The organism is Caldimonas tepidiphila (assembly GCF_003569765.1).
Taxonomy (GTDB): domain Bacteria; phylum Pseudomonadota; class Gammaproteobacteria; order Burkholderiales; family Burkholderiaceae_C; genus Caldimonas; species Caldimonas tepidiphila.
This window is the reverse complement of sequence record NZ_QXMG01000033.1, coordinates 1-24,362: the sequence shown is the minus strand read 5'-3', so window position 1 is coordinate 24,362 and position 24,362 is coordinate 1. Positions and strand designations below refer to the sequence as shown.

Below are 24,362 nucleotides of genomic sequence, written 5' to 3'. Positions count from 1 at the left end.
GGGCAAGGGCCGTCCGTGCAGGCACGAAGTCCGGTTCGCCCCGGTCGCTCGTGCGCCTTCGGTCGCATTTCATTCCGGCGTCGTCCCGCCCACCTCTTTCGGCTGACGCCGGTTTCTCGAGCGAGCAGGCCTGCAGCGGATGCCATCGGCACCCAGGCGCCTTTCCTTCGCTGGAAAACGTTGCCGCTCCTTATCTGCCCGGAAGCCGGAATTCGGTGCCGGAACATATCCGCCGCCTCCGAACAAATCCGCTGCGTGACCGTGCCTTGCTGCAGGTAGGGAATTTAATTTCAGATTACATTAGGATGCTAAAATTGAACGATTTGGGCCACAATGTCGCAGTCTTTGGTCGGCCAATCCAGAGATATTCTCGAGAAAGTAATCGACAGCGCACTCGACGCATTCGTGCTCATCGATTCGGACAGCATCGTCATTGCATGGACGAGGCAGGCCACGGTGATGTTCGGCTGGTCGAGCGAAGAGGCGGTCGGGCAATCGATTTCTGAATTGATCATTCCCCCCGGACTCCGGCAGGCCCACCATGCCGGCATGAGGCGCTATCTGGAAACGGGCCAGCATGCCGTGATAGGCCGGCGCATCGAGATCAATGCCCAGCACAAGGACGGGCGCATCTTCCCGGTCGAACTCGCGATAAACGTCGCCGACATCGACGGGCGCAGGATATTCAGCGCAGCCTTGCGGGATATCACGGAGCGAAGAGCCCTCGAGGAGCAATACCGCTTCACATTCGAAAAGGCACCGATCGGTATCGCGCACCTCACGCCCGACGGGAAAATACTGCGAGCCAACCCCAAGGCGGGTGACATCCTCGGTTATTCCATGGCGGAGTTGGCCGATGTCCAAACGGATACCCTCTCCCACCCCGACGACAGGGAAATCGCCCTCGCCCCCCTGAGAGCCCTGCAGTCCGGAGCCGAGGAATCCGTCGCCTACGAAAAGAGATTCTTCCACAAGAGCGGAAGAATCGTCTGGCTGAAGATCTCATTGTCGATGCTGCGCGAGTCGGGGCCCAGCCAGGGCACCATCATGGCGGTCTTCGACGACATCACCGAAGCCAAACTCGCGCACGAGCGGGCCGAGCAACTGGCTGCGGTGCTCGAAGCCACCCCCGATTTCGTCGGCTTTGCCAACGTGACGGGACAGGCCTTGTACATCAATCGGGCCGGCCGGGAGATGGTCGGCCTGCCACTGGACAAGAGCCTGGCGGGGGTTTCGATCAAGGAAAAGTACCCGCCCTGGGCCTACGAGATCGTGCGCAAGGGGATAGAGCACGCCCTGAAGGAAGGCTCCTGGAAAGGAGAGTCGGCGCTGATTTCGGCCAGCGGGAAGGAAATCCCGACATCGCAGGTCATCATCGCGCACAAGGACCGGGACGGCCGGCCCAACTACATTTCCACCATCATCCGGGACATCGCGGAGCGATACCGCACGGAGCAGGCCTTGCGGGAGATGGATCGCCGCAAGGACGAGTTTCTCGCCATGCTGGCGCACGAACTGCGCAATCCCCTCGCGCCGATCGGCACGGCGGCCCAGATCCTGAAACTCAAGGGCCTCGACGAGGCCCGGGTCGGCAAGGCGAGCGAGGTGATCGCCCGTCAGGTCGAACACATGACCGAGCTGATCAACGACCTGCTGGATGTTTCCCGGGTCACGCGGGGATTGATCGAGATCGAGTCGGAGCCGGTGGACCTCGGCAGTGTCCTTGCGGACGCGATTGAACAGTCGCGTCCCCTGATCGAGGGGCAGCAACACCATCTTGTGGTTCACCCCGCTGCAGAGCCGCTTGCAGTCCGGGGCGACAAGACCCGGCTGGTGCAGATGCTCGCCAACCTCCTGAACAACGCCGCCAAGTACACCCGCAAGGGCGGAGAGATCGTGCTGGGGATCACGGCCGACGCCGACCACGCCACCATCAGCGTTCAGGACAACGGCATCGGCATCCCGCCCGACGTGCTGCCGCATGTCTTCGATCTTTTCACCCAGGCCAAGAGGTCTCCGGACCGCTCCCAGGGCGGTCTGGGCCTCGGCCTCGCCCTGGTGAAGAGCCTGGTGGAACTGCACGGCGGCACGGTGACCGCGAGGAGCGACGGCCCGGGCAAGGGCAGCGAGTTCTCCGTCCGGCTCCCCCGCCTGCACGACATCCCGGCGATTGCAGGCGCGGCGAAGGAACGGCCGGCCGAGCGGGAAGGCGGACGGAAGCTGAGCGTGATGGTCGTCGACGACAACGTGGACGCGGCGCAGACCCTGGCGGTGCTGATCGAGTCGCAGGGGCACGAGGTCACGGTCGTGCACGACGCCCGCGATGCCCTGGAGCGCGCGAGGGTGTCGAGGCCGAAAGTGCTCCTGCTCGACATCGGCCTGCCGGACATGGACGGCTACGAGCTGGCCCGGTGCATGCGCTCGGTTCCCGGGCTGGCGGATTCGCTGCTGATCGCCCTGACCGGCTACGGGCAAGCCGAGGATCTGGAAAAGTCGAAGGCTGCCGGCTTCGACCATCACCTGTTGAAGCCTGCGGACACCGGCAGGCTCCTCTCCCTGCTCGAAGCCTCGGCAGCAGGCGGCTCGAGGCACTGAAGCCGCGGGAAGGGACGTCCCGTGCGGGCGCTGCCGTCCTGCGATGCTCGACAGGAGTCCTTCACGGCGGCATCGCGTTTGCCCACCGGATGCGACTGCTGATCCGAAGCTGTCCCGGCACGGCGATCATCGCTGCAGGCAGGGCGCGCCCTTCTCCCGCTCGTGTCGTGCGGCTTGCCTGCCCCCGGGAAAGCCGAAACGAGAAGGAACCTTCCGATGCACCCTCGTCCCGAAGCGTCCTCCCCGCGTCCGGAGCACGCGGCGGCGAAGCGTGAGGACGAAGATGCCGTTCGGCACGAACCTGCCGCGGCCCCACCAGCTGCTGCCCCCGTCACGGGCCGGGAAGTGAACCCGGGCCCCGGTCACCGCCCCTTCGGCCCGCCGCCCTGGCCATTGCTCCTAGGCGAGGGCCGGGCGCTGTGGGAGCTGGGCGTCTTCCTCGCCTGCTGGCCCGGCCTGCGCCTCGCGCCCCGCGGCGACGGCCACCCGGTGCTGCTGCTGCCGGGCTTCCTGATGGCCGACTGGCACCTGCTGCCGCTGCGCGCCTTCCTGCAGGACCGGGGCTACGCGGTGCACGGCTGGGAGGCGGGCATCAACCGCGGGAACTGGGAAGTGATCGACGCGCACCTGCTGCCCTACCTGTGGCAGCTGCGCCGGCGCCACGGACGCCGCCCGAGCCTGGTCGGCTGGAGCATGGGCGGCATGTTCGCGCGCGAGCTCGCCAAGCGCTGCCCGGACGAGGTGCGCTTCGTGATCACGCTCGGCAGCGCGTTCACGGGCGATCCGAAGGCGAGCAACGTCTGGCCCCTCTACGAGCAGCTCAGCGGCCACCAGGCGAGCAGCCTGCAGCGGCACGGACTGTTGCGCGAGCCGCCGCCCGTGCCCTCGACCTCGGTGTTCAGCCGCGTCGACGGCATCAACGACTGGCGCTGCTGTGTGCAGGAGGACACGCCGCACTCGGAGAACATCGAGGTCGTCTCCAGCCACCACGGCCTGGGGCATCACCCCGCCGCGCTCCTCGCGATCGCCGACCGCCTCGCACAGCCGGAGGGCGCCTGGCGGCGCTTCGTCTGCCCCCCGTGGGCCCGGCCCCTGTTCCCGGCTCCGGGGCGCCCGTAGTCCGCGTCCCTCGGGGAACAGGCCCGGCGGCCTCTCACGCGCTGCCGCGGCCGGCGGCAGCACGGCCACGGCGCAGCGCCATCCAGCCGAGCGGGAGTCCGATCAGGGCCAGCGCCAGCAAGGAAGGCACGCCGCCGTTGTTGCCCCCCTTGCGCCAGCCGCCGTGCACCGTGCGGCCGTCGCGCATCGGCTCGAACACCGCGCCGCTCGTCTCGGGGCTCGGCTCCTGCGCCAGAAAGCCGTAGTTGAGCAGGCGGCCGTTGAGCCGCGTCATCGCCGAGGGCATCAGGCGCTTGAGCGTGACGGCCGCCTTGCCGAAGCCGCCGATGACGACCTCGGCCCGCGGCCGGCGCGCCAGCGCGACGACCGTCTCGGCCACCTTCTCCGGCGGGTAGACCGGCGGCGCGGCCCGCACGCGGTGGTGGCTGTAGTTCGCCGCGTGCTCGTAGAACGGCGTGTCGATGACGGACGGCAGGATGGTGCAGACGTGGATCTCCGGCTGGTCCAGCACCTCCTGCCGCAGCGCCTCGGACAGGCCGCGGATCGCGAACTTGCTCGTCGCATAGGCCGAGGAGTCCGGCTTGGCCAGCCGGCCGACGATCGAGGCATGGTTGATCAGCACGCCGCGCCCGCGTTCGCGGAAATGGCGCATCGCGGCCTTGGCGCCGTACATCGTGCCGAAGACGTTGGTGCGCATGACCTGCTCCCAGACCTCGGTCGGGATGTCCTTGAAGCGCCCGAACACACCGACGCCGGCGTTGTTGAACCAGATGTCGATATGGCCGAAGCGGCCGATCGCCTCGCGGGCCAGCCGCTCCACCTCCTGCTCGCGCGTCACGTCCGTCGGGACAGCGAGCGCCGTGCCGCCAAGCTCGGCGCACTCCCGCTGCGCGTCGCGCAGCATCTCCTCGCGCCGGGCAGCGAGCACCACCGTCGCGCCGCGCCGCGCGAAGGCATGGGCGGTCGCGCGGCCGATGCCGCTGGACGCACCGGTGACGACGACCACCCGACCTTTGAAAGAACCCTCCTGCATCGATGACTCCCTTTGTCCGCTGCAGTGCAGCATCTGCAAGGCCGGCGGGGGCTGAGCGCGCGTCGGAAACGGAGCGCGGCCTGCCCGCCACCGGATGGAACCCGGCGCAGCGGCGGGCAAGCCGGCAGCAGTGCGCGAGGTGTGTCCGGCGATCAGCAAGGCTCACTCCCGCAACGGGCGGCGCCGACCGATGGCCTTGCCATGCAGGCCGCGCGCCGGGCACCCCGCTTGCCGGTTGCGGCCTTCATCTCCTCTTTCCTCACCCCTCCTCAACTTCGTCACCCGCGACGTCGCGGCGGCCCCTGCCGCGGCTCGTGGCATGGGACCGATCCACATGGGAATCCTCGAAAAGTTCGGCGCGGCCTACGCGCCCCGCAGCCTCTGGACCGAGGTGCCCGCGCTCGGCATCCGCATGCATGCCCGCGGCTGGCAGGAAGGCCATGCCGCTGCGGCCACCATCCCGGTCGTGCTGGTGCACGGCCTGTCGCTGTCGAGCCGCTACATGGTGCCGCTGGGGCGGCGCCTCGCCGCGCTCGGTCACATCGTGTTCGCGCCCGACCTGCCCGGCTTCGGCCGCACCCCGCCGCTGCCGGACCCGTCCCAGCCTGCCGGACCCGACGTGCGCGAGCAGGCCGACCAGCTGCTCGCCTGGATGGACGCCTGCAGGCTGGGACGGGTCGTGCTGCTCGGCAACTCGGTCGGCGTCCAGGTCGTGACCGACCTGGCGGTGCGCTTTCCGCAGCGGGTGGACCGTCTGGTGCTGATCGGCCCCGCTCCCGATCCGCGCTACCGCACGCCGCTGCGCCAGTATTCGGGCGTGCTGGCGAACATGCCCTTCGAGCCGCCCTCGCTCACCCCGATCATGCATCTCGACTACGCATCGGCCGGCATCCCGCGCATGGTGCAGCAGCTGCGCCGCACGGTCGGCGACCCGATCGAGCAGCGGCTGCCACAGGTCGAGGCACCCGCGCTCGTCATCCGCGGCCAGCACGACAAGACGCTGTCTCAGGAGTGGGCCGAGGAGTTCACGCGGCTGCTGCCGCGCGCCGGACTGGTCGTGATCGACCGCGTAGCGCACAACGCCCACTACGGCGCGCCGCAACTCGTCGCCCGGCTGATGCACGACTTCCTTCTGTCCCCGCGGGCGTCGGCCACCGAGGCAGGCGCCGGGCTGCTCCCCGGCGCGGTTCCCGATCCGCAGTTCGACCCCCTCGCCCCGTGGCGGCCGCTCTCGACCCGCAGCCACGGCACGCTCGGCTACCTGGGCGTGGCCGTGGCGCTCGCCGCGCCGCACCTGGTGGCCAGCGGTCCGCGCACGCGCCGGCTGCTGACCGTGGCCGGCCTGTTCGCCCTGGCATGCAGCCTCTTCACGGACCACGAGCACGGGAAGGTGCGCAAGATCCCCTTGCCGGCGCGGCACAACATCGATGCCTTCACCGGCATGCGGATGCTCGCGGCCGCGGGCCGGGGGCTGCGCGGCGAGCCGGCCGCCGGACGCTGGGCCGTCGTCGCGCTCGCCGCCTCCAAGTTGCTGGAGGCATTCGCCACCCGGGTGCCGACCGGACCCGCGCGCCGCATCGATCTGGCCCGTCCCCGCCTGCCGGCCGAGCCCATTGCGGCGCTGGCGCCCCAGGAGGCATCCGCGCAGCGGCCGCGGGGCGAGCAGCGCGTGTCGCTCTGACGCGTGGCGCGAGGCTTTCCGCCGGAGGCAGGAAGCCTCGCGGCGGGAGCGGCGCGTGCGTGCCTTCAGCGCTGCGAGGGCTGGCCGGACGGGGGCCGCCTGGTCCGAGCCTGCGACGCCTCGTCAACGGCCCTTGGCCGGCGTACCGGAGGCGTCGCGCTCGGCCTCCTGCTTGACCTCGCGCGCCGCCTCGACCTGTCCGGCGCCGCCGAGCTTGGCCACCGCCTGCCTGCAACCCGGCTCGTCGCCGGTGCCCGGGTCGATGAAGGGGAGGACCGCCGCCAGCGGCGACACGAGGGCGGCCAGCGCGGCGGCGGCCGCGGCCTTGCCGCCGATCGCCGCCGTGTCGAGGCGCACCTGCGGCTCGCTGAAGCTGCCCTGCACGTGCACCGGCGCACGCAGCGTCAGCGGGCTGAAGTCCTTGGGGCGTGCGCGAAGCGTCAGGTTCAGCCGTTCCTCGCGCAGCGACACGGCGCCGTCGACCAGCACGGTCGTGTCGGCGGTGTCGATCACCGCCACGTCGGGACGCAGCCGGCCGTCCTTCGCCTCGATGCGGGTGACGGCGCAGTTCATCGCCAGCGGCTGGTCGCCCTTGATCACCACGCCGAGCGCCTGGGCCAGGTCCAGTCCCGCGCCTTCCATCACCAGGTGCGAGATGCGGCCGTTCTGCACCCAGGTCGTCGCCTCCCCGTCGAGCGAGCCGAGCAGCTCCGCGGCGGAGCGGCCCCGGCCCCTGAGGTCGGCGCGGCCGCTGAGCACGCCGCTGACGTAGGAGGGCGGCGGCTGGCCGGTGCGGGCGCGCTCGTCGGTCGGGTTGCGGGGGCTGAGCCAGCGTTCGAGCCGGATGCCGGCCCAGCGCAGCTGGGCCCGCCATTGCGCCGTCCGCTCGCTCGCGTCCAGCACGAGGCGGCCGCCGAGCTCGCCGTCGGCGGTGCGCGCCACCAGCCGGTCCACGCTCAGCACGGCGCCGCGCAGCCCGATCACCCCTTGCAGCGGCCGGATCTGCTGCGCGAACACGTCGCCGAGGCGGACCTCCTTCAGGTCCACCTTCACCTCGGCGTTCATCGCCTTGAGCGCGGGCAGGTCGAACTCGCGGTCCGGCAGCACGCGCCCGCCGCGGCGGGGCTCGGACTTGCCGCCGGTCCCGGCACCGAACGCGGGGGCGAGATCCGCGAGCACCAGCCGCTCGCCGCGCAGCTCGCCCTGGAGCAGGGGCGTCTCGGGCCCGACATCGAAGGCGAAGTCGCCCGCGAGGCGGCTGCCGCCCACCGTGAGCCGCTCCACAGCGAGCCGCCAGACCTGGCCCTCGTGCTGCAGGCGGCCCGCGCCGTCGAACTTCGCGGTGCTCGGCAGCGTCACGCCGAACAGGCTGCCGGCGTCGCCCAGCGTCGGCCCCGAGAAGCTCACGCGGCCGTCGAAGCCGGTCAGGCGCAGCGCCTCGCGCACGCGGCCATCGAAGTCGAAGCGCGTCTCGCCCACCCCGGCCTCGATGCGCACCGGCACCGGCTCCACGCCCTCGCCCTTCGCCATCAGCGCCAGCGCGCCGCTGCTGGCCAGGCGCAGGAAGAGCGGTTCGCCCCGGTAGCGGCCCTCGGCGTCGATGCGCAGGCCGGCGCCCTCGCTGCCGGCCTGCACGTCCCGCCCCTCGTGGGTGCGGATGCGGGCGTCCGCCGCGAGCTTCAGCGGCTGGTCCAGCACGGTGACGCGCCCGTCGCGCACCGTCAGGCGGTCGAACACGGGCAGCTCGAGCTCGGAAGCCTTCTTGTCGGCAGGATCGGAGGGGCCGAACTGCCAGTTCGCGCGGCCGTCGGCGGTGCGGTGCAGCAGCGCCTCGAGGGTGTCGACCTCGAAGGCGGAGACGTGCAGCGGCTCGCCCCCGCGCCGGGCCGCGAACAGCGTGGACCAGGGCAGCCGCGCATTCAGCGAGCGGGCCTCCACCAGCGGGCGCGCCTGCTCGCCCTCCGCCCAGGCGGGGGGCCCGATGCGCAGCAGATCGGTCTTCAGCCGGATCGGCCCGAGCAGGTGCATCCGGAAGCCCTCCTTCAGGCTGACCTCGCGCTGCAGTTGCCGCTGCAGCATGCGCTCGATCGGACCGCCCGCGAAACGCCAGCCCAGGGCCTCGCACAGCAGGAGCACGAGCAGCAGCGCCCCCAGCGCGCCCAGCGTCCAGCGCAGCCAGCGCGGCGCCTCGGAGAATTTCGCGACCATCGATGCACCTTCCTCGGCGAGACCCGGAGGGCGCGTCCCGGACGGAGCGCAGGCGCTGCGGGCATCAGGTGATGCAAGGACTCCTGCAAACGGCATGCCTTGCGACGGCGCCGGCGGATCCCGCGCCCCGGGACCTCGCGGCGCGGGCGCGAGCCGGCCGCCGCGTCATGCCGGGAAGTCGGGTCGCTCGCGCCAGCGCGACAGCGCCTCGCCGATCGCCGCAAGCGCGGCCACCCGCACCAGCCCCTCGGGCGCACGCCGGCCCAGCGCCGGTGCGCCGCCGCCCACCCACAGCGCAACCCCGCCGGGCAACTGCTCCCGCAGCTGCGCGAGGCTCGCCAGCACCAGGTTGCGCTTCATGCAGCCCGTGACGCTCAGCGCGACGATGTCGGCCCGCCAGGCCGCCGCCGCAGCGGCGATGTCGTCCAGCGGCACCTGCACGCCCAGCGACAGGCACTCGGCGCCCTCCAGCGCGAGCAGGGCCTGCGCCATCAGCAGGCCCAGACCGTGGGGCTCGCCCGGCATCGTGGCGAGCAGCACCCGCGGACTTCCCCGGCCCGGGGGCAGGCCGAGGAGGGCCTCGTGCAGCACGGCCTGCACGCACTCGGTGAACAGGTGCTCCTCGTAGATGCGCAGCTCCCCCCTCATCCAGGCCTCGCCGACCCGGGTGGCGAGCGGCGCGACGAACTCGATGACGAAGTCGCGCAGCCCGAGGCGGTTGCGCGCGCCCAGCAGCGTGTGGCGCAGCGCCGGCGCGTCAGCGCGCCCGAGCAGCGCGAGCAGCTCGTCCGCCTCGCCGTCGCGCCCGCCCTTGCGCCGGACCCCGGCGGGCGACGGCGCCGGGGCGGGGGTCGCGCCGGCGAGCTCCTGCAGCTCCGCCAGGCTGCGCGACACCAGCTGCCCGGGCCGGTGGCCGGCGTCCATCAGGCGCTTGATCACGCGCAGCTTCTCCACCTGCGCCGGGGCGTAGCTGCGTTCGCCCAGCGCATCGCGCCCGGGCTGCGGGAAGCCGTAGCGCCGCTCCCACACGCGCAGCGTGTCCTTGCCCAGCCCGGTGTCGCGCTCGACGTCGGCGATGGACAACTCGCGCAAGTTCACTTCTTTTGTCATGGACAAATTGTTGATCACGAGGCGATTTGCGTCTAGCATTCCCATCAGCACCTGTTTTGTCCTAGACAAACAGGGCCGTGGCAGTGCTTCCACCGCACCTCCTTCCGCGGGTCGGGCGCGCCACCTTCCGAACCGATGGAACCTGATGGAGTTGCTGATGAGAAAGATCCTGCTCGCTACCGCCCTGACCTTCGGCTCCTTCGCCGCGCAGGCTGCGGACATCGTCGACACCGCCGTATCGGCGGGCACGTTCCAGACGCTGGTGGCTGCCGTCAAGCAGGCGGACCTCGTGAACACGCTCAAGGGCCCCGGGCCGTTCACGGTCTTCGCCCCGAGCGACGAGGCCTTCGCCAAGGTCCCGAAGGAGCAGCTCGACGCGCTGCTGAAGGACAAGGCCAAGCTCACCCAGGTGCTCACCTACCACGTCGTGCCGTCGAAGGTGCTGGCCAAGGACGTGAAGGCCGGCTCGGTCCCCACGGTTCAGGGCAAGGCGCTGACGGTCAGCACGCAGGGCGGCGTCTCGGTCGACCAGGCCAAGGTGGTGAAGACCGACATCGTCGCCAGCAATGGCGTCATCCACGTCATCGACCGGGTGCTGATGCCCAAGTGAGGCAAGGCGGGGCACGTGCGCGGCCGCGGCGCCTGCCCGGCCGGCGCCGGGCCTCCGGCGGGAGAGCGCCGGGCGGGCCCCGGACGCCCCCGCCCCTCAACCCATCTGGCTCTGCAGGTAGTTGGGCAGCCCCACGAGGTCGATCAGGCGCAGCTGCTGCTCCAGCCAGTGCGCATGGTCCTGCTCGGTGTCCTCGAGCATCGGCAGCAGCAGCCCGCGCGTGACGTAGTCGCGCTCGCCCTCGCACAGCGCGATCACCTCGCGCAGGTCATCCACGACCGCCAGCTCCACCGCGAGGTCGTTGCGGAAGATCCCGGGCACGTCCGCCCCCACGTTCAGCTCCGCCGGCCTCATCCGCGGCGTGCCGCCCAGCATCAGGATGCGCCGGATCAGCGCGTCGGCGTGGGCGGTCTCGTCCTCCATCTCGTGGGCGATGCGCGCCGCCACCCGGTGCAGCCCCCACTCCGACAGCATGCGCGAATGGATGAAGTACTGGTCACGCGCGGCCAGCTCGTTGGCGAGCAGCGCGTCGAGGGCGGCGAGGACGGCGGGGTTTCCTTGCATGCGGAAGACCATTTCTTGATCGTGGAAACGGCCGATCTTGCCTCAATCCCGCCGGACCGGTACTGACGCGCTCTGACCCAGCAGCGGGACGACGCCGCCACCCCGGCCCGACCTCCGATGGGCGATCGCCTGCCCTCCCCGCCCATCCGGCCGGTGCGTGCGCGCAGCGTCGGGCTTGCAAACGAGAATTATTCTCAATACAGTGGCGCTCCAAGGACAATCGCGCGGGGGCCGGTGCTCCCGCGTCCCCCGGTGGGAGGAGAGGCGGAGATGGGCGACAAGGACTGGCCGCTGGGCGTCGGGATGGCGGGCCGCCGCCGGCGGCGCTGGCAGGAGCAGGAGGCGGCGCGGCGCGTCGAGCTGCAGCGCCACGCCGAGCTGGTGAGGGAGCACGGCGTGCTGCTGCGCGAGCTCGCGGCCGCGCAGCAGCGCTGCTCGCGCGCGATCACCGCGGGCGCGGCCTGCATCGCGGAGCAGGAGGCGCAGTTGGTGCGGCTGCGCGGCGAGCTGATCGTGCGCGACACGCTGGTCGCGGTGCTGCGCGACGCACTGGCCGGCTTCCCCGCTCTCGCGTCCTGCGCGTCCCCGCGTCCCGCGGACGACCCGCACGCGCGGATCGCCGAGCTGGAGCGGGAGCTGGCCCACTGGCGCCGCCAGGCGCTCGGGTCCCGGCCCGAGGCGGGCGGAACCCCGGGCCCGGCGCAGCCGCACAACGGCGAGCCGCTGCCACCCCACGGCGCGCTCGGCTCGCTGCGCGACAAGGCGGTGCTGTGGGTCGGCACCGGGGCCGCGGCGCTGCCGGCCTGCCGGCGCCTCGTCGAATGCACCGGCGGGCGCTTCCTCCACCACGACGGCGCAGACGCCGGGCCGGCGACGCAACTCGAGACCAGCCTCGCCGCCGCCGATCTCGTCATCTGCCAGACGGGCTGCCTGAGCCACGACGCCTTCTGGCGCGTCGAGGACCACTGCCGCCGCCACGGCAAGCGCTGCGTGCTGGTCGACACCGCCGGCGCCGCGAGCCTCGCGCAGGGGCTGCACGCGGTGCCGGTGCACCGAGCCGTGCCCTGAGGCGGCTGCCGCTGCCGCATCCGCAGCCGGGCCACCGCGGGGACAGCGCGAGCCCGGGTCCGCTCCTCGCGGTGAGCGGCCCGCGCGCTGGCGGCGCGGCCGTCGCCACGGTCTGAGCGAAGATGTCGCGGTAGCGGGTGTCGAGCGGCTTCCCGATGCCGAACACCCGCGGGCGCTGCTTGCCGGGCTTCCTGTGGCTCACCCGGTCCACCACGATCCAGTCGTCGAGCAGGTTCCGGCCGGCTGCCGTCCCCGCCGCACGGGTCATCCCCCCTGCGCGACAATCGCGCCCCATGTCCGCCCGCCCTGCCCCCGCCGCCCCTGGAACGCCCGGCTTGCTGCACAGCGCCTTCTACGAGTTCGTGCCGCTCGCCTCGCCGCGCGCGGTGCTCGACGCGCTGCGCGTGCTCACCCGGGAGCTGGAGGGCAGCATCATCGTGGCCGCGGAGGGCATCAGCGGCGCGGTGGCCGGCGCCCCGGAGGCGGTGGAGACCTTCGAGGCGGCACTCATCGGCGACCCGGCTTTCGGCGGCGCCTTCGCACGCATCGTGTTCAAGCGCAGCGCCTGCACGACGCGCCCCTACGCCCAGATGGCGCTGCGCCTGAAGCCGGAGATCGTCGCCTTCGGCGTCGACGGCGCGTCCGGCCCCGAGCCGCAGCGCGAGGACGCCGGCCGGCTCGGCCCGCAGGCCTGGCGCGAGCTGCTCATGCAGGACGACGTGGTGGTGATCGACAACCGCAACAGCTTCGAGTACCGGCTCGGGCGCTTCCGCGGCGCGATCGACCCGGGCGTGGGGAGCTTTCGGGAGTTCGCGGACTACGCGCGCGCGCATGCGCCGGCCTGGAAGGCGGCCGGGCAGCGCGTTGCGATGTACTGCACCGGCGGCATCCGCTGCGAGAAGACCGCGGGCTGGATGCGGCAGGAACTCGGCCTCGAGGTCCTGCAGCTCGACGGCGGCATCCTGAACTACTGCCAGACCCTGCCCGACGCCGACCGCGACTGGCTCGGCGAGTGCTTCGTGTTCGACAACCGCATCGCGCTCGACGCGCGGCTGCGCGAGACGCCGACCACCGCGGCCGAGGTCTACGACCCGGCGCGGCCGGACGAGGCCTGGCGGCTGGAGCGCGCGCTGCGCCTCGACGCCGGCGCGGCGGGCGGCGACGGCAGCGCGCGATGACGCGGCCGAAGCCCGACTGGGCGCCGCCGATGCGCGACGGCGTCAGCGCGAGCTGCGTCGTGATGCCCTCGCGCGCCTGGCCGAACGTGCTGGCCTTCCTTGCGGAGCGGCTGCCGCTGGTGCCCGAGTCGGACTGGCGCGAGCGGCTCGCGCGCGGCGAGGTGCTCGACGCGCAGGGCCGGCCGCTCGCGGCCGACGCGCCCTGCACGCCGCACGCGCGGCTGTGGTACTGGCGGCAGCTGCCGCCCCAGCCGCGCATCCCCTTCGAGGCCGAGGTGCTGTTCCGCGACGAGTGGCTCGTCGCCGCTGACAAGCCGCACTTCCTGCCGATGACGCCCAAGGGCCGTTGGCTGCAGGAGACGCTGCTGGTGCGGCTGAAGCGGCAGCTCGGCATCGAAACCCTGGTGCCGATGCACCGGCTCGACCGCGAGACCGCAGGCGTGGTGCTGTTCAGCATCCGGCCCGAGACGCGCCACCGCTACCAGGCGCTGTTCCGCGACCGGCAGGTGCGCAAGGTCTACGAGGCGCTCGCGCCGTGGCGCGATGACCTCGCGCTGCCGGCACTGCACCGCAGCCGGCTCGAGGAGTGCGAGGGCGAGTCCTTCATGCAGATGCGCGAGGTGCCGGGCGAGCCGAACGCCGAGACAGGCATCGAGCTGATCGCGCGCCACGGCGAGCTGGCGCACTACCGGCTGCGGCCGCACACCGGCCGCAAACACCAGCTGCGTGCGCACCTGGCGGCGCTCGGCATCCCGATCGTCGGCGACACGATCTACCCGGAATTGCAGCCCGCGATCGCGCCGGGCGCCGAACCCGACTACGACCGCCCGCTGCAGCTGCTGGCGCGCGAGATCGCCTTCACGGACCCTGTGACCGGCGAGGCCCGCCGCTTCGAGAGCCGGCGCCGACTGCGCCTCGGCGGCACGGCGTATTGACGCCGTACCCTCGGGGGAACGGCGCTTGCTTGGCGGTGGAAGCGCAGTCCCGCGCCCGCCCCCAATTGCGTGAGGAGGAGCCGACATGGTCTACGGAATCCCGCTGAGCCGCTTCCTGCGCGAGCTCTACGACGAGATCAACGAGGACGACGTCTTCAACGGCGCGGCGACGCTGGGCTTCTGGCTCACGCTCGCGATCTTCCCGGCCATGATCTTCGTCATGGCGCTGCTGCCCTACCTGCCGATCCCGAACGTCGACCGGGCGATCATGGACCTGCTGGGACAGGCCTTGCCCGCGAACGCCGCGGAAATGTTCTCGGGCGTGGTGTCCGAGATCACGAGCAAGCCGCGCGGCGGGCTGCTGTCCTTCGGATTGCTCGCGACGCTGTGGGCGGCGTCGGCGGGCATGTACGCGATCATGCAGCAGCTCAACAAGACCTACGACGTGGAGGAGGCGCGCAGCTTCATCCGCGCGCGCCTCACCGCGCTCGGGCTGAGCATCCTGTTCGGCGTGCTGGTGATCGGCGCCTTCTCGCTGATCGTGGCGGGCGGCATGATGCAGGACTGGATCGGCAACCGCTTCGGCTTCAGCCAGACGCTGCTGACCTTCTTCGTGGTGTTCCGCTGGGTGATGATCGTGCTCGCGCTGCTGCTGGGCTTCGCGCTGATCTACTACTGGGGCCCCAACGTCAAGCAGGACTTCGCCTTCATCACGCCGGGCAGCCTGCTGAGCGTGCTGCTGCTCATCCTCGCCTCGCTCGGCTTCCAGTTCTACACCGCCAACTTCGAGGACTACAGCGCCACCTACGGCAGCCTCGGCGCGGTGGTGGTGCTGATGATGTGGCTCTACATCGCGGGCCTGGTGCTGCTGCTCGGCTCGGAGATCAACGCGCTCGTCGAGCACCACGCGCCGCAGGGCAAGGAAAAGGGCGAGAAGGTCGAGGGCCAGCGCGAGCGGCAGGGCGTCCCGGGCCGGCCGGACGGCCCCCCGCCCCGCGCCCCGGTCACGCCGCTGCGTCGTCCCCGCTGAGCAGCGCGCGCACTCGCACGAGCGGCCCGATGTGCCACCAGCCGGGCAGCAGGCGCCGCACGCGCGCCTGCGCGAAGCGGTCATCGATCAGGTAGACGACGCCGCGGTCCTCGGGCGTGCGGATCACGCGGCCGGCGGCCTGCACCACCTTCTGCAGTCCCGGGTAGAGATAGGTGTAGTCGTGACCGGCACCGAAGGCCGCCTGCATGCGCGCCTTGATCTGCTCGTTGACGGGGTTCAGCGGCGGCAGCCCGAGCGTCGCGACGAAGGCGCCGATCAGCCGCTCGCCGGGCAGGTCGATGCCCTCGCCGAAGGCGCCGCCGAGCACCGCGAAACCGATGCCCCGCCCGCCTTCCGCGAAGCGCGCGAGGAAGGCCTCGCGCTGCGCGGGGTCCATGCCGCGCGACTGCTGCCACATCGGGATCCCCGGATGGCGCTCGGCGAACAGCGCCGCGGCGCGCTCGAGGTAGTCGAAGCTGCTGAAGAAGGCGAGGTAGTTGCCGGGCTGCGCCGCGTACTGCCGCGCCATCAGCGCCACGATCGGCGCGAGCGAGGCCTCGCGGTGCTGCCAGCGCGTCGAGACGTCGGCGACGACGTGCACGCGCAGCTGCTCCGCCCCGAAGGGCGAATCGACGTCCACCCAGGCCGTGTCCTCGGGCAGGCCGAGCAGGTCGGCATGGAAGTGCCGCGGCACGAGCGTCGCGGAGAACAGCGTGGCGGTGTGCGCGGCGGCGAAGCGCGGCGCGATGAAGGGCGCCGGCACGACGTTGCGCAGCCCCAGCCGCGAGCCGCGACGGCCCCGCGCACCCTCGGCCGGCGCCGCGTCGCGCGCCAGCTCGAACAGCGAGTGCGCGCCGAAGAGCTCGAGCACGCGCGCGAAGTGCAGCGCGTCGAAATGGAAGGCGAGCAGCTCGCTGTCGAGGCCGGCGGGATGCTCGGCAAGGTGCTCCGCGATCGCCGCGCTCGCCTGCTGCAGCGCGCCGGCGAGCTTCGCGGGCGGCTCCTCGTACGCCCGGTAGTCCTCGGCCTGTTCGCGGTTGAGCGCATTCCAGCAGCGGTTGAGCCGCTCCAGCGGCGACTTCAGCGCCGCGGGCGCCGAGCGGCGCAGCCGCGCAAGCACCGACTGGTCGAGCTCGGCCGAGTACATGCGCCGGGCGCGCTCGACCAGGTTGTGCGCCTCGTCCACCAGCAGCGCGACGCGCCGCCCGTCGGCCTGCGCGAGGCCGTGCAGCAGCGCGTTGAGGTCGAAGTAGTGGTTGTAGTCGCCGACCGCGACGTCGCACCAGCGCGCCAGCTCCTGCCCGAGGTAGTAGGGGCAGACCTCGTGCTCGAGCGCCACCGCGCGCAGCGACTCGCGGTCGAGCAGCCGGCCGTCGAGCGCCGCGAGGCGCGCGCCGGGCAGGCGGTCGTAGAAGCCGCGCGCGAGCGGGCAGGACTCACCGTGGCAGGCCAGCTCCGGGTGCTCGCAGGCCTGCTCGCGCGCGACGAGCTCCAGCACCCGCAGCGGCATCGCAGCCGGCGCGTCCCCCTGCCCCCCGCCGCGCAGCAGCGCCAGCGCGTCGAGCGCGAGCCGCCGCCCCGGGCCCTTCGCGGTGAGGAAGAAGACGCGGTCGATCGCCTGCCCGGGGCAGGCCTTGAGCAGCGGGAACACGGTGCCGACGGTCTTGCCGATGCCGGTGGGCGCCTGCGCCATCAGGCAGCGGCCGCTGCGCGCGGCGTTGTAGACGGCCTCGGCGAGCTGGCGCTGCCCGGGACGGAACTCCGCGTGCGGGAAGCGCAGCGCCGCGAGCGCCGCGTCGCGCGCCTCGCGGTGCGCCAGCTCCCGTTCGGCCCAGGCCAGGAATCGCTCGCACAGCGCCTCGGCGAAGGCACGCAGCGCGGCCGCCTCGTGCCGCTCCTCGAGGACGGTCTCCTTCTGCGTGCCGACGTCGTAGTAGACCAGCGCCAGCTGCAGCTCCGCGAGGCCCAGCTTCTCGCACAGCAGCCAGCCGTAGACCCGGGCCTGCGCCCAGTGCAGCGCACGATGGTTGTCCGGCAGCGTGGCGAGGTCGCCCCGATGGGTCTTGACCTCGTCGAGCCGGTTCCGGGCCGCGTCGTAGCCGTCGGCGCGGCCGCGCACCGTCAGCGCCTTGTACTCGCCGGCGAGGCTCAGCTCGGCCTGGTAGCCGGCGCCGCGCCGCGCCGCGACCGCCGCGTGGCCGGCGATGCCTTCCTGCGCGGTCGGCGAGGGGGTGAAGCGCAGGTCGAGGTCGCCCGTCCTGGCGGTGAACTCGCACAGCGCGCGGACGGCGACGAGGTACTTCATGGCGGACACCGCAGGCCGGCGGAAATGGGGTGCCCCGATTGTCGCGGAGCCCGCACCGCGCAGCGGCCGGGACACCGCCGCGAGCCGTGGCGCACTGCGCAGGAAAGCGTTGCGCGCACGCCCCCTTCGGGACGAGTCCCCTGCCCGGTGTCCGGGGACGAACGCGGGGAGCGGTGCCGCCCCACGCGCCGGGGAACACCGGTTGCTGGTCGCGAGGCCCTGCAGCAAGCGAAAGGACCCAGTATGTGCGGCAACTCGATCCCGGGCGGACCGGCCGGGGGCGGCTCGACCGGGCGGGCTGCCGCAGCCCCCGTCCCGGGCCCGGCGCCCCGGCGCGGGCGGGCCGGGTGCCACCAGCGCCGCAGCCCGCGCGAGTCGCCATGAGCATCGACGCAGCGACGCTGGCGTTCGCCTTAGGCAGGAGCTTCCTGTTCGTGCTGGCGGCGATCCTGCCGATCCTGAATCCCGCCGCCACGGCGCCCGTCTTCCTGGCGATGACCGAGGGCGCGGACGACGCCACCCGCGCGCTGCTGGCGCGGCGCATCGCCCGCAACATGTTCGTGCTGATGCTGGGCTCGATGCTGGTCGGCTCCTATGTGCTGGACTTCTTCGGCATCTCGCTGCCGATCGTGCGCGTCGGCGGCGGGCTGATCGTCGCCGCCACGGCCTGGAGGATGGTGACGGCAACGAGCGAGACGGTGGCGACGCACACCGAGCTGGCCGGCGCCTTCACCCCCGAGCAGGCGCAACGCCAGGCCTTCTACCCGCTGACCTTCCCGATCAGCTGCGGGCCGGGCTCGATCGCGGCGGCGATCACGGTCGGCGTCTGGCTCCACGACGCCAGCCCCGGCATCCTGCTGGCGCGCATGGCCGGCGCGGTCGCCGGCCTGCTGGTGACCGGCGTGGTGATGTACATCGCCTTCCGCTATGCCCGGAAGATGCTGAAGCCGCTCGGCGAGGCCGGGGCCATCGTCTTCCTGCGGCTGTCGTCCTTCATCCTGCTGTGCATCGGCGTGCAGATCGTCTGGGACGGCGCGAGCCAGTTGCTGCGCGAGGTGCTGGCCGCGTCGCAACGCTGAAGGGCGCCGCCGCAGCGCTGTACCGGTCGCGCGCCCCCTTCAGCCTCGTGCCGCGAACCAGTCCGGTCCGCGCTGCAGCGCCCGCCCCTGCGCCTCGAGCCACAGCAGGTGCGCCGCGAGCGAGCGCCGCGCCACCGGGTGCAGCGCCGGCGGCACGTCGTCGTAGACGCGCGGCAGCAGCGCGTCGAGCGCGCCGCCGCCGAGCTCCTCCAGCACGCGCAGCACCTTGGCCTCGCGGGTGCGGCGATGCCGGATCAGCCGGCGCAGCGCGCGCTCGGGCTCGGCGATCAGGAAGCCGTGGCCGGGCGCGAGCCAATCCAGCGCCTCGCCGAGCAGCGCCTCGAGCGACGCCAGATAGGCGCCCATGTCGCCGTCGGGCGGGCTGATGACCACCGTCGAGCCCTGCATCACGTGGTCGCCGGTGAAGAGCGTGCGCTCCTCCTCCAGCAGGTAGCACAGGTGGTTGGCCGCGTGGCCCGGCGTGTGCAGCACGCGCAGCGTCGCGCCCTCCCCGAGCGGCACCCGGTCGCCGTGGCGCAACGGCCGCTCCGGCACGAAGCCGAGGTCCTGCCACTCCTCGTGCAGCGCCGCCATGCCGAGCAGCTCGGCCCCGGTGCGGGCCTTCAGCGACTGCGCCGCCGGCGAATGGTCGCGGTGCGTGTGCGTGACGAAGATGCGGCGCACCGGCCCCGGCGCTGCCGCCAGGATCGCTTCCACGTGCGCCTCGTCGGCGGGGCCGGGATCGATCACCGCGCAGTCCTGCCCGGGGCCGGCGGCCAGCAGGTAGGTGTTGGTGCCGGGCCCGGTCATCGCGCTGCCGTTCGGCGCGGTGACGCGCCACACCCGCTGCGACAGCCGCACCACGCGCCCCGGCTCGAGCGCGTAGCGCGCGTGGCCCCGGCCCTGCGGGTCGATGCGCGCGATCTCGGCGTAGCACGGCTCGTCCGGATGCACCGGGCGCGGGCCGCGCGGGCCGTCGGCCATGCGCGGCATCGTCAGCCGGATCTCGCGCAGCGCGCGCACCTGGGCGAGGCCCGTCTCGACGCTGACGAAGCCGGCGATCGCCTCCAGCGTGCGCCGCGTCGGGTTGGGCAGGCGCATCGCGTCGGCGCGCTCGAGCGCGTCGGCCGGCCGCAGCCACACGTGCTCCAGCATCTCGGCGCCGTCCGGCGCCGCCTGCTGCCCCGGCGGCATCGCCGCGACGAAGAAGCGCGTGTCGAAGCGCCGCGGCAGCCCCGGCGGCGTGAGCCAGTGGCTGTGGTAGGCGAGCCCCGGCGCATCGAGGCGCAGACCGGACTGCCGGCACAGCGTGCGCAGGTCGGCCTCGCCGCGGCGCAGCGCCGCCTGCAGCGCCGCGACGGTGCCGGCCGGCACCGCACCGGCGCCCGCGACGGGGGCGGCGAGCAGCACACCGCACTCCTCGAGGCACTCGCGGATCGCGGCGACGCAGTAGGCCAGCCCGCCCGACTCGACGCCGAGCCGCGCGCTCGCCGCGGCGTCGTCGAGCCCGGCCTCGGCGGCGGACCAGCCGCGGTCGGCCGCGTCGAGCGTGCCGCCGGGGAAGACCCAGGCGCCGCTGCTGCGGTCGCCCGCGCGCTCGGCGCGGCGCAGCAGCAGGACCTCGACGCCCTGCGCGCCGTCGCGCAGCAGCACCAGGGTCGATGCGGGCCGTGGCAGGGCCGCGGGCGCGGCGGCCGGGGGAGAATGCTCGTTCGATGTCATTGCCCGATTGTGCTCGGCCCGTGAAAACGCTACTCGTCGTCCACCACTCGATGACCGGCGGCAGCCTGCAGATGGCGCGCGCCGCCGCGGACGGCGCCGCGACCGAGGCGGCGGTGCGCACGCGGCTGCTGCATGCCGCCGACGCGCAGCCCGCCGACCTGCTCGACGCCGACAGCTACCTGTTCGCGACGCCGGAGAACCTGGGCTCGATGGCGGGGCTGATGAAGGACTTCTTCGACACCCACGAGTAGGCGGTGTGGACAGGCCACCCGCGAGAGCAGACTCCATGGACATGAACATGGACAGTCGCGGGAGGCGTGATGATGAACCGAGTGGGGGGTGGTTTACCCCGAACATTTTTCACATTGATGGTGGGGCAAGCCGGCGCGTGGGCAACCGGCTGGAACCGCCGCTTGCGGCGGCCGTCCACAGGCCGAGGAACGAGTGCCTGTGGGCGGGCCGGTTGTCCACCGTTGGCGCGCCAGTGTCGGGGAGCGGTGGGCGGCGAGAGTACCCGGCGCAGCCGGGCTGTCCACGGGCGAGGGACGAGTCGGTGGGCAGTCGAGTCCGTCCACGGCGGGCGCGCGCACCACTGCGGAAGCGTGCTCCATGGCTAACCTCGAACTCATCAAGTACACGCCCATGCGTGCAGTCGTTGAGGGTGGCAGCGTTCGCTGGGAACCTGACAAGCTAGGCCGCCGCCTCGACGATCTGCCACAGATCTTCTGGGACAGTGGAGAGCCCTGGGTTGAAGCGAACCACTGGGCTCTTACCAAGGCCACGAGCACGCTCGGCGGCCACATCAAGACCGTCACGGCGTTGATGAAGCATCTCGCCGCCTACGCGTCGTGGCTGGAGTCCGTGGAGCTGGACTGGCGGCATTTCCCGATGATCAACAAGCACCGCGCGATCGTGCTGTTCCGTGGGCATCTGATTGAGCAGCGGAACAGGGGGAGCCTTGCGTCGTCCACCGCGAAAGAGCGGATGGCCGCTGTGATTCAGTTCTACCGTCACGCCCAGACCTACGGGTTCGTCCGCCCGAAAGCGCCGATGTGGAAGGACCGCCAGGTGGTCGTTCGCTACTACGACACGGTCGGCTTCGAGCGGTCTCTCATGCGCATCAAATCCGAACTCTCCATCCCGAACAGGCGTCGGGAGGGGCTGCGTCTGGAGGACGGCCTCACGCCTCTCAGGAACGAGGACGCGGTCCGGCTGCTCACGTACGTCAAGGATCGGGGCCAGAAGGAGCTTTACCTGATGCTGTCGCTCGGGGTACTAACCGGAGCGCGCATCGAGACCATCACAAGCCTTCGTGTCACGGACATTGAGAACGCGTACCCCGATGTGCAGACGCCTGACAGCTACCGGCTGCGCGTCGGCCCTGAAGTGGGCGTGAAGACCAAGTTCGACGTGGATGGCGAGCTGTTGGTGCCGAAGGACCTCATCGAGGAACTCAAGGAGTACACCGCTTCCAACGACATGCGAAGGCTGCGGCGAAAGGACAAGGCGGACAAGGAGGACCGAGGGCTGCTGTTCCTCACCGTCAGGGGCAATCCTTACGAGTCCGAATCGTTCAACCGCCTAATGACCGACCTTCGGCGGTCTACGGTCAAGGCCGGGCTGCGCTTCATAGAGAGTTTCAAGTTCCACCATACGCGGGCCACCTTTGGCACATGGCTGATGGAAGTGGCATTGAGGGTTGCGGACGTGAAAGCGGCAGTGGCCTTCGTGAAGGCCGCGATGCTGCACAAGGACGAGAGGACCACTTTCCTGTACGTTCGCTTCCATCGGGAGGCGCCTGTGAAGATGGAGATCGCCAGAGAGTTCAGCGCTGTCTTCTCAGGTGTGGTGAAACGCGACTGGAGCCAGTATCGTGCATGACGACCTGCTGCATCGTCCCCGGACGTTTCCGGGCCTTCCTCTCGGCAAGAATGAGACGGTGCCCGACCTCAGGCGTCTGCTCTACAAGGGCGGCGCGGGCGCTCGGCCGGCTCAGGCAGATCAGGCGATTCGCGAGGGGTTGCTAGGACAGGTTCTGCCTGAGCGGATCGAGCTGGTTCACCTGATCCATGAAAACCTCTCCGGGAAGTTCGCTGGCGGAGGCCGCGCTCAGACGCTTCGCGGCGAGGTTAGACGCATCAGGGACTTCTTCAAGTGGGCGGACGCCTCTGGGGCCACGCTGAGCACCTCTACCGTGCTGGGCTCCTATCTTGAATGGTCCGAGCATCTTCTTCGTCGTGTCAAGGCGAAGGAACTGAAGATGCGCTCTGCCTACGGCCTGGTGATGGCGGTCGGTGGGGTTCTGGATGGGGTGTTGGGCCGCGCAACGCCGATGGTCGAACTGACGCGGATCAGAAGGCCGAAGGGGCGAAAGACCCCCCAGGGCGCCAAGGCGGACAAGCAGAACCTGCAGGAAACCTTTGCGTTTGGCCACCTGCTCGCGGACATCTGCGACGGGCTCCCTCTCGGCGTGATCTGGGGTCCCTTGGTGGCGCGAATCCCCCTGCAGGGCGGCGGCGAGATTTCCCTTTGGGGAGGCGGACGACCCCTATCGAAACCCAATTCGGAGCGGGTTCCCAGCAAGGTACACGCGTCAGCTAAAAAGATGCTTGCGTACGAAAACGACCGCACGATGAATCATCGGATGCGCCGGGCGCGCGTCAACCTGCGGATCGAGGCGGAGCTGTGCATGTTCATCGGTCAGACCGGCATGAACCTAGCGAATGCCCAGCAACTTCAGTTGTGCCACTTCAGCTACTCCAGTGACATCGACGGGTACAAGGTCCGTGACCACAAGAACAGGCGCGGCGGCGAAGTGCTGTTCGAGATCTACAGCGAGTACCGGGGCCATTTCGAGCGTTACCTCGCGTGGCGCAGGGAACTCTTCTCGGAGTCGGAGCTGCTCTTCCCGTTCCTCAGGCGAGGTGCGCGCGAGTGCAAGCAGCTCGATTTCCGCAATGTCAAGAACGCCTGCAAGCAGGCAGGTGTTCGATGGGTGCCCGCCAGCGTGCTGCGCGGCACCCGGGTGAACTGGCTGCTGCGGCGCAGCCGTGACCCGGACCTGACGGCCGAGATGGCCCAGCATCACAAGCAGACCCTGCTGGACGTCTATGAGCGCCCTTCGCAGCAGGTCGCAGTGGTCGAACTCATCCGGTTCTGGAGCGCCCACGACCCCACGCTTGCCCGCAAGAAGCCGTCGCTCGCGGTGGCACCCGGATCGTGCAACGGCACTCCAGTCGCGTCGTCAGCAAAGCCTGAATCTGCGCCCAAGCCGGACTGCAGGACCCCGTCTGGCTGCCTCTGGTGCGAGCACCACCGGGACATTGACTCTCAGGACTACGTGTGGTCTGTGGCCAGCTTCCGCCATCTGAAGACACTGGAGCTAAGCAGGTACTGCCCACCGGTGAAGGAACGCGGGGCCACCCACCCTGCCGATCACGCGATCCAGCGGCTGAGCGAGAAGCTGGCCTGGTTCCGGGATTCAAACGCCCAGCGCCGAGGCTGGGTCGATGAAGCGCTGGCCCGCATTGAAGAGAGCGCGTACTCCGACCAGTGGAGCCACCTGATCGAGGCCATGGAAGGACAATCCGAATGAAACTCAACCTGCAGGAGTTAACCCTCAAGGTCGGCAGTGCCACCACTTCGCCAGCATTGCCGAACTACCGGCCGCCGTCATGGCCGCCTCCCCGCGACTGGCCCGTGGTCATCGACAAAGAAGGTGCCATCGTCACCCGCTGGGGCGATCCCATCTGGGATCTCTCGCCCTGGGAGGGGAGGCCGTTCCAACTGAACTTCGGCGACGGTGAGAAGGCGGGCCGGGGCGAGGGCCTCGACCGCGAGAACGCCGACCTGCTGAGGCTGGTGGTGACCTGGCTCGCCTGGGGCCCCAGGGGTGCTGGCAAGGGGACTACGCTTCGGAGTCACGTCACAAAGGCCAAATCGGTTATCGCCGTGTGCAGCCGCAACGGGATTAGCGCGGCCTCGTTGACGCGCTTCCCGAAGGTTCTGGAGCTTGTGCCAGGGGCTCTCGCGCCCAGCAGCTACGAGGCCACGATTGCGCTCCTCCACCGGGCTCTGTTGCACAAATGAATTGAGGGGGAGCTTCCCCTGACCCCGGGCGGAGTT

The 24,362-nt window shown here is 71.1% G+C and carries 18 protein-coding genes and 1 pseudogene; 13 read left to right on the top strand and 6 right to left on the bottom strand.

Features of this window, described 5'->3' with window-relative positions; all coding sequences use genetic code 11:
- Positions 1–333: 333 nt before the first annotated feature.
- Complete coding sequence (locus D3A59_RS17245; protein WP_119156493.1) at positions 334–2,595, top strand: PAS domain S-box protein; 2,262 nt, start codon at positions 334–336, stop codon at positions 2,593–2,595.
- Between the two features lie 345 nt (positions 2,596–2,940).
- Entirely contained in the window at positions 2,941–3,714 is a 774-nt protein-coding gene (locus tag D3A59_RS17240; RefSeq protein ID WP_205665221.1) for an esterase/lipase family protein, read from the top strand.
- Positions 3,715–3,748: 34 nt separating this feature from the next.
- Here the strand turns inward: D3A59_RS17240 and D3A59_RS17235 are convergent, their stop codons facing one another.
- Positions 3,749–4,747 (bottom strand): SDR family oxidoreductase, encoded by a 999-nt coding sequence (locus tag D3A59_RS17235; RefSeq protein WP_119156489.1) that lies wholly within the window; start codon positions 4,745–4,747, stop codon positions 3,749–3,751.
- A gap of 334 nt (positions 4,748–5,081) precedes the next feature.
- Between D3A59_RS17235 and D3A59_RS17230 the strand changes: the two genes are divergently transcribed.
- Positions 5,082–6,428, top strand: coding sequence for an alpha/beta fold hydrolase (locus tag D3A59_RS17230; RefSeq protein WP_170162359.1), 1,347 nt, complete (start codon positions 5,082–5,084; stop codon positions 6,426–6,428).
- Positions 6,429–6,551: 123 nt separating this feature from the next.
- Here D3A59_RS17230 and D3A59_RS17225 read toward each other — a convergent pair whose 3' ends face one another.
- Together D3A59_RS17225 and D3A59_RS17220 are read right to left on the bottom strand one after the other, a co-directional pair.
- Positions 6,552–8,636: an AsmA family protein gene (locus D3A59_RS17225; protein WP_157991574.1), complete on the bottom strand. Its 2,085-nt coding sequence runs from the start codon at positions 8,634–8,636 to the stop codon at positions 6,552–6,554.
- Positions 8,637–8,801: 165 nt separating this feature from the next.
- The gene (locus D3A59_RS17220) at positions 8,802–9,746 is read right to left on the bottom strand and encodes a MerR family transcriptional regulator (protein ID WP_119156484.1); all 945 of its coding nucleotides are present in this window, start codon (positions 9,744–9,746) and stop codon (positions 8,802–8,804) included.
- A 157-nt stretch (positions 9,747–9,903) separates the two neighbouring features.
- On the opposite strand from D3A59_RS17220, the gene D3A59_RS17215 reads away from it, so the two are divergent.
- Positions 9,904–10,356, top strand: a complete 453-nt coding sequence (locus tag D3A59_RS17215) for a fasciclin domain-containing protein (protein WP_119156554.1) — start codon at positions 9,904–9,906, stop codon at positions 10,354–10,356.
- Between the two features lie 96 nt (positions 10,357–10,452).
- Here the strand turns inward: D3A59_RS17215 and bfr are convergent, their stop codons facing one another.
- Positions 10,453–10,920 carry a bacterioferritin gene (bfr, locus tag D3A59_RS17210; RefSeq protein ID WP_119156552.1) on the bottom strand — a complete coding sequence of 156 codons (468 nt, stop codon included), beginning with the start codon at positions 10,918–10,920 and terminating at the stop codon, positions 10,453–10,455.
- A 270-nt stretch (positions 10,921–11,190) separates the two neighbouring features.
- Here bfr and D3A59_RS17205 point away from each other — a divergent pair, with 270 nt between their 5' ends.
- From D3A59_RS17205 to D3A59_RS17190, 4 genes are all read left to right on the top strand, one after another.
- Positions 11,191–11,988: a DUF2325 domain-containing protein gene (locus tag D3A59_RS17205; RefSeq protein WP_240636100.1), complete on the top strand. Its 798-nt coding sequence runs from the start codon at positions 11,191–11,193 to the stop codon at positions 11,986–11,988.
- A gap of 293 nt (positions 11,989–12,281) precedes the next feature.
- Complete coding sequence (gene trhO / locus D3A59_RS17200) at positions 12,282–13,166, top strand: oxygen-dependent tRNA uridine(34) hydroxylase TrhO (RefSeq protein ID WP_119156482.1); 885 nt, start codon at positions 12,282–12,284, stop codon at positions 13,164–13,166.
- The gene (locus D3A59_RS17195; protein ID WP_119156481.1) at positions 13,163–14,101 is read left to right on the top strand and encodes a pseudouridine synthase; all 939 of its coding nucleotides are present in this window, start codon (positions 13,163–13,165) and stop codon (positions 14,099–14,101) included. The genes trhO and D3A59_RS17195 overlap by 4 nt, the downstream gene beginning before the upstream one ends.
- Before the next feature lie 85 nt (positions 14,102–14,186).
- Positions 14,187–15,131, top strand: coding sequence for a YihY/virulence factor BrkB family protein (locus D3A59_RS17190; protein WP_119156479.1), 945 nt, complete (start codon positions 14,187–14,189; stop codon positions 15,129–15,131).
- On the opposite strand, the gene D3A59_RS17185 is transcribed toward D3A59_RS17190, so the two are convergent.
- On the bottom strand, positions 15,106–17,436 hold the full coding sequence (locus tag D3A59_RS17185) for an ATP-dependent DNA helicase (RefSeq protein ID WP_119156477.1): 2,331 nt from the start codon (positions 17,434–17,436) through the stop codon (positions 15,106–15,108). The two genes, D3A59_RS17190 and D3A59_RS17185, sit on opposite strands and share 26 nt — an antisense overlap.
- 380 nt (positions 17,437–17,816) lie before the next feature.
- Between D3A59_RS17185 and D3A59_RS17180 the strand changes: the two genes are divergently transcribed.
- Positions 17,817–18,515 carry a MarC family protein gene (locus D3A59_RS17180; protein ID WP_119156475.1) on the top strand — a complete coding sequence of 233 codons (699 nt, stop codon included), beginning with the start codon at positions 17,817–17,819 and terminating at the stop codon, positions 18,513–18,515.
- A 39-nt stretch (positions 18,516–18,554) separates the two neighbouring features.
- Here D3A59_RS17180 and D3A59_RS17175 read toward each other — a convergent pair whose 3' ends face one another.
- Complete coding sequence (locus tag D3A59_RS17175; protein ID WP_119156473.1) at positions 18,555–20,237, bottom strand: MBL fold metallo-hydrolase; 1,683 nt, start codon at positions 20,235–20,237, stop codon at positions 18,555–18,557.
- Between D3A59_RS17175 and D3A59_RS17170 the strand changes: the two are divergent.
- The 4 genes and pseudogenes from D3A59_RS17170 to D3A59_RS17155 all read left to right on the top strand — a co-directional run.
- Positions 20,231–20,476, top strand: a pseudogene (locus tag D3A59_RS17170) (hypothetical protein); the annotation flags it as partial. The gene D3A59_RS17175 and the pseudogene D3A59_RS17170 sit on opposite strands and share 7 nt — an antisense overlap.
- Positions 20,477–20,846: 370 nt before the next feature.
- Entirely contained in the window at positions 20,847–22,118 is a 1,272-nt protein-coding gene (locus D3A59_RS17165; protein ID WP_119156469.1) for a site-specific integrase, read from the top strand.
- Positions 22,111–23,832, top strand: a complete 1,722-nt coding sequence (locus D3A59_RS17160) for a site-specific integrase (RefSeq protein ID WP_157991572.1) — start codon at positions 22,111–22,113, stop codon at positions 23,830–23,832. Before D3A59_RS17165 ends, D3A59_RS17160 begins: the two co-directional genes overlap by 8 nt.
- Positions 23,829–24,326: a hypothetical protein gene (locus tag D3A59_RS17155; RefSeq protein WP_157991571.1), complete on the top strand. Its 498-nt coding sequence runs from the start codon at positions 23,829–23,831 to the stop codon at positions 24,324–24,326. The genes D3A59_RS17160 and D3A59_RS17155 overlap by 4 nt, the downstream gene beginning before the upstream one ends.
- Positions 24,327–24,362: the final 36 nt, after the last annotated feature.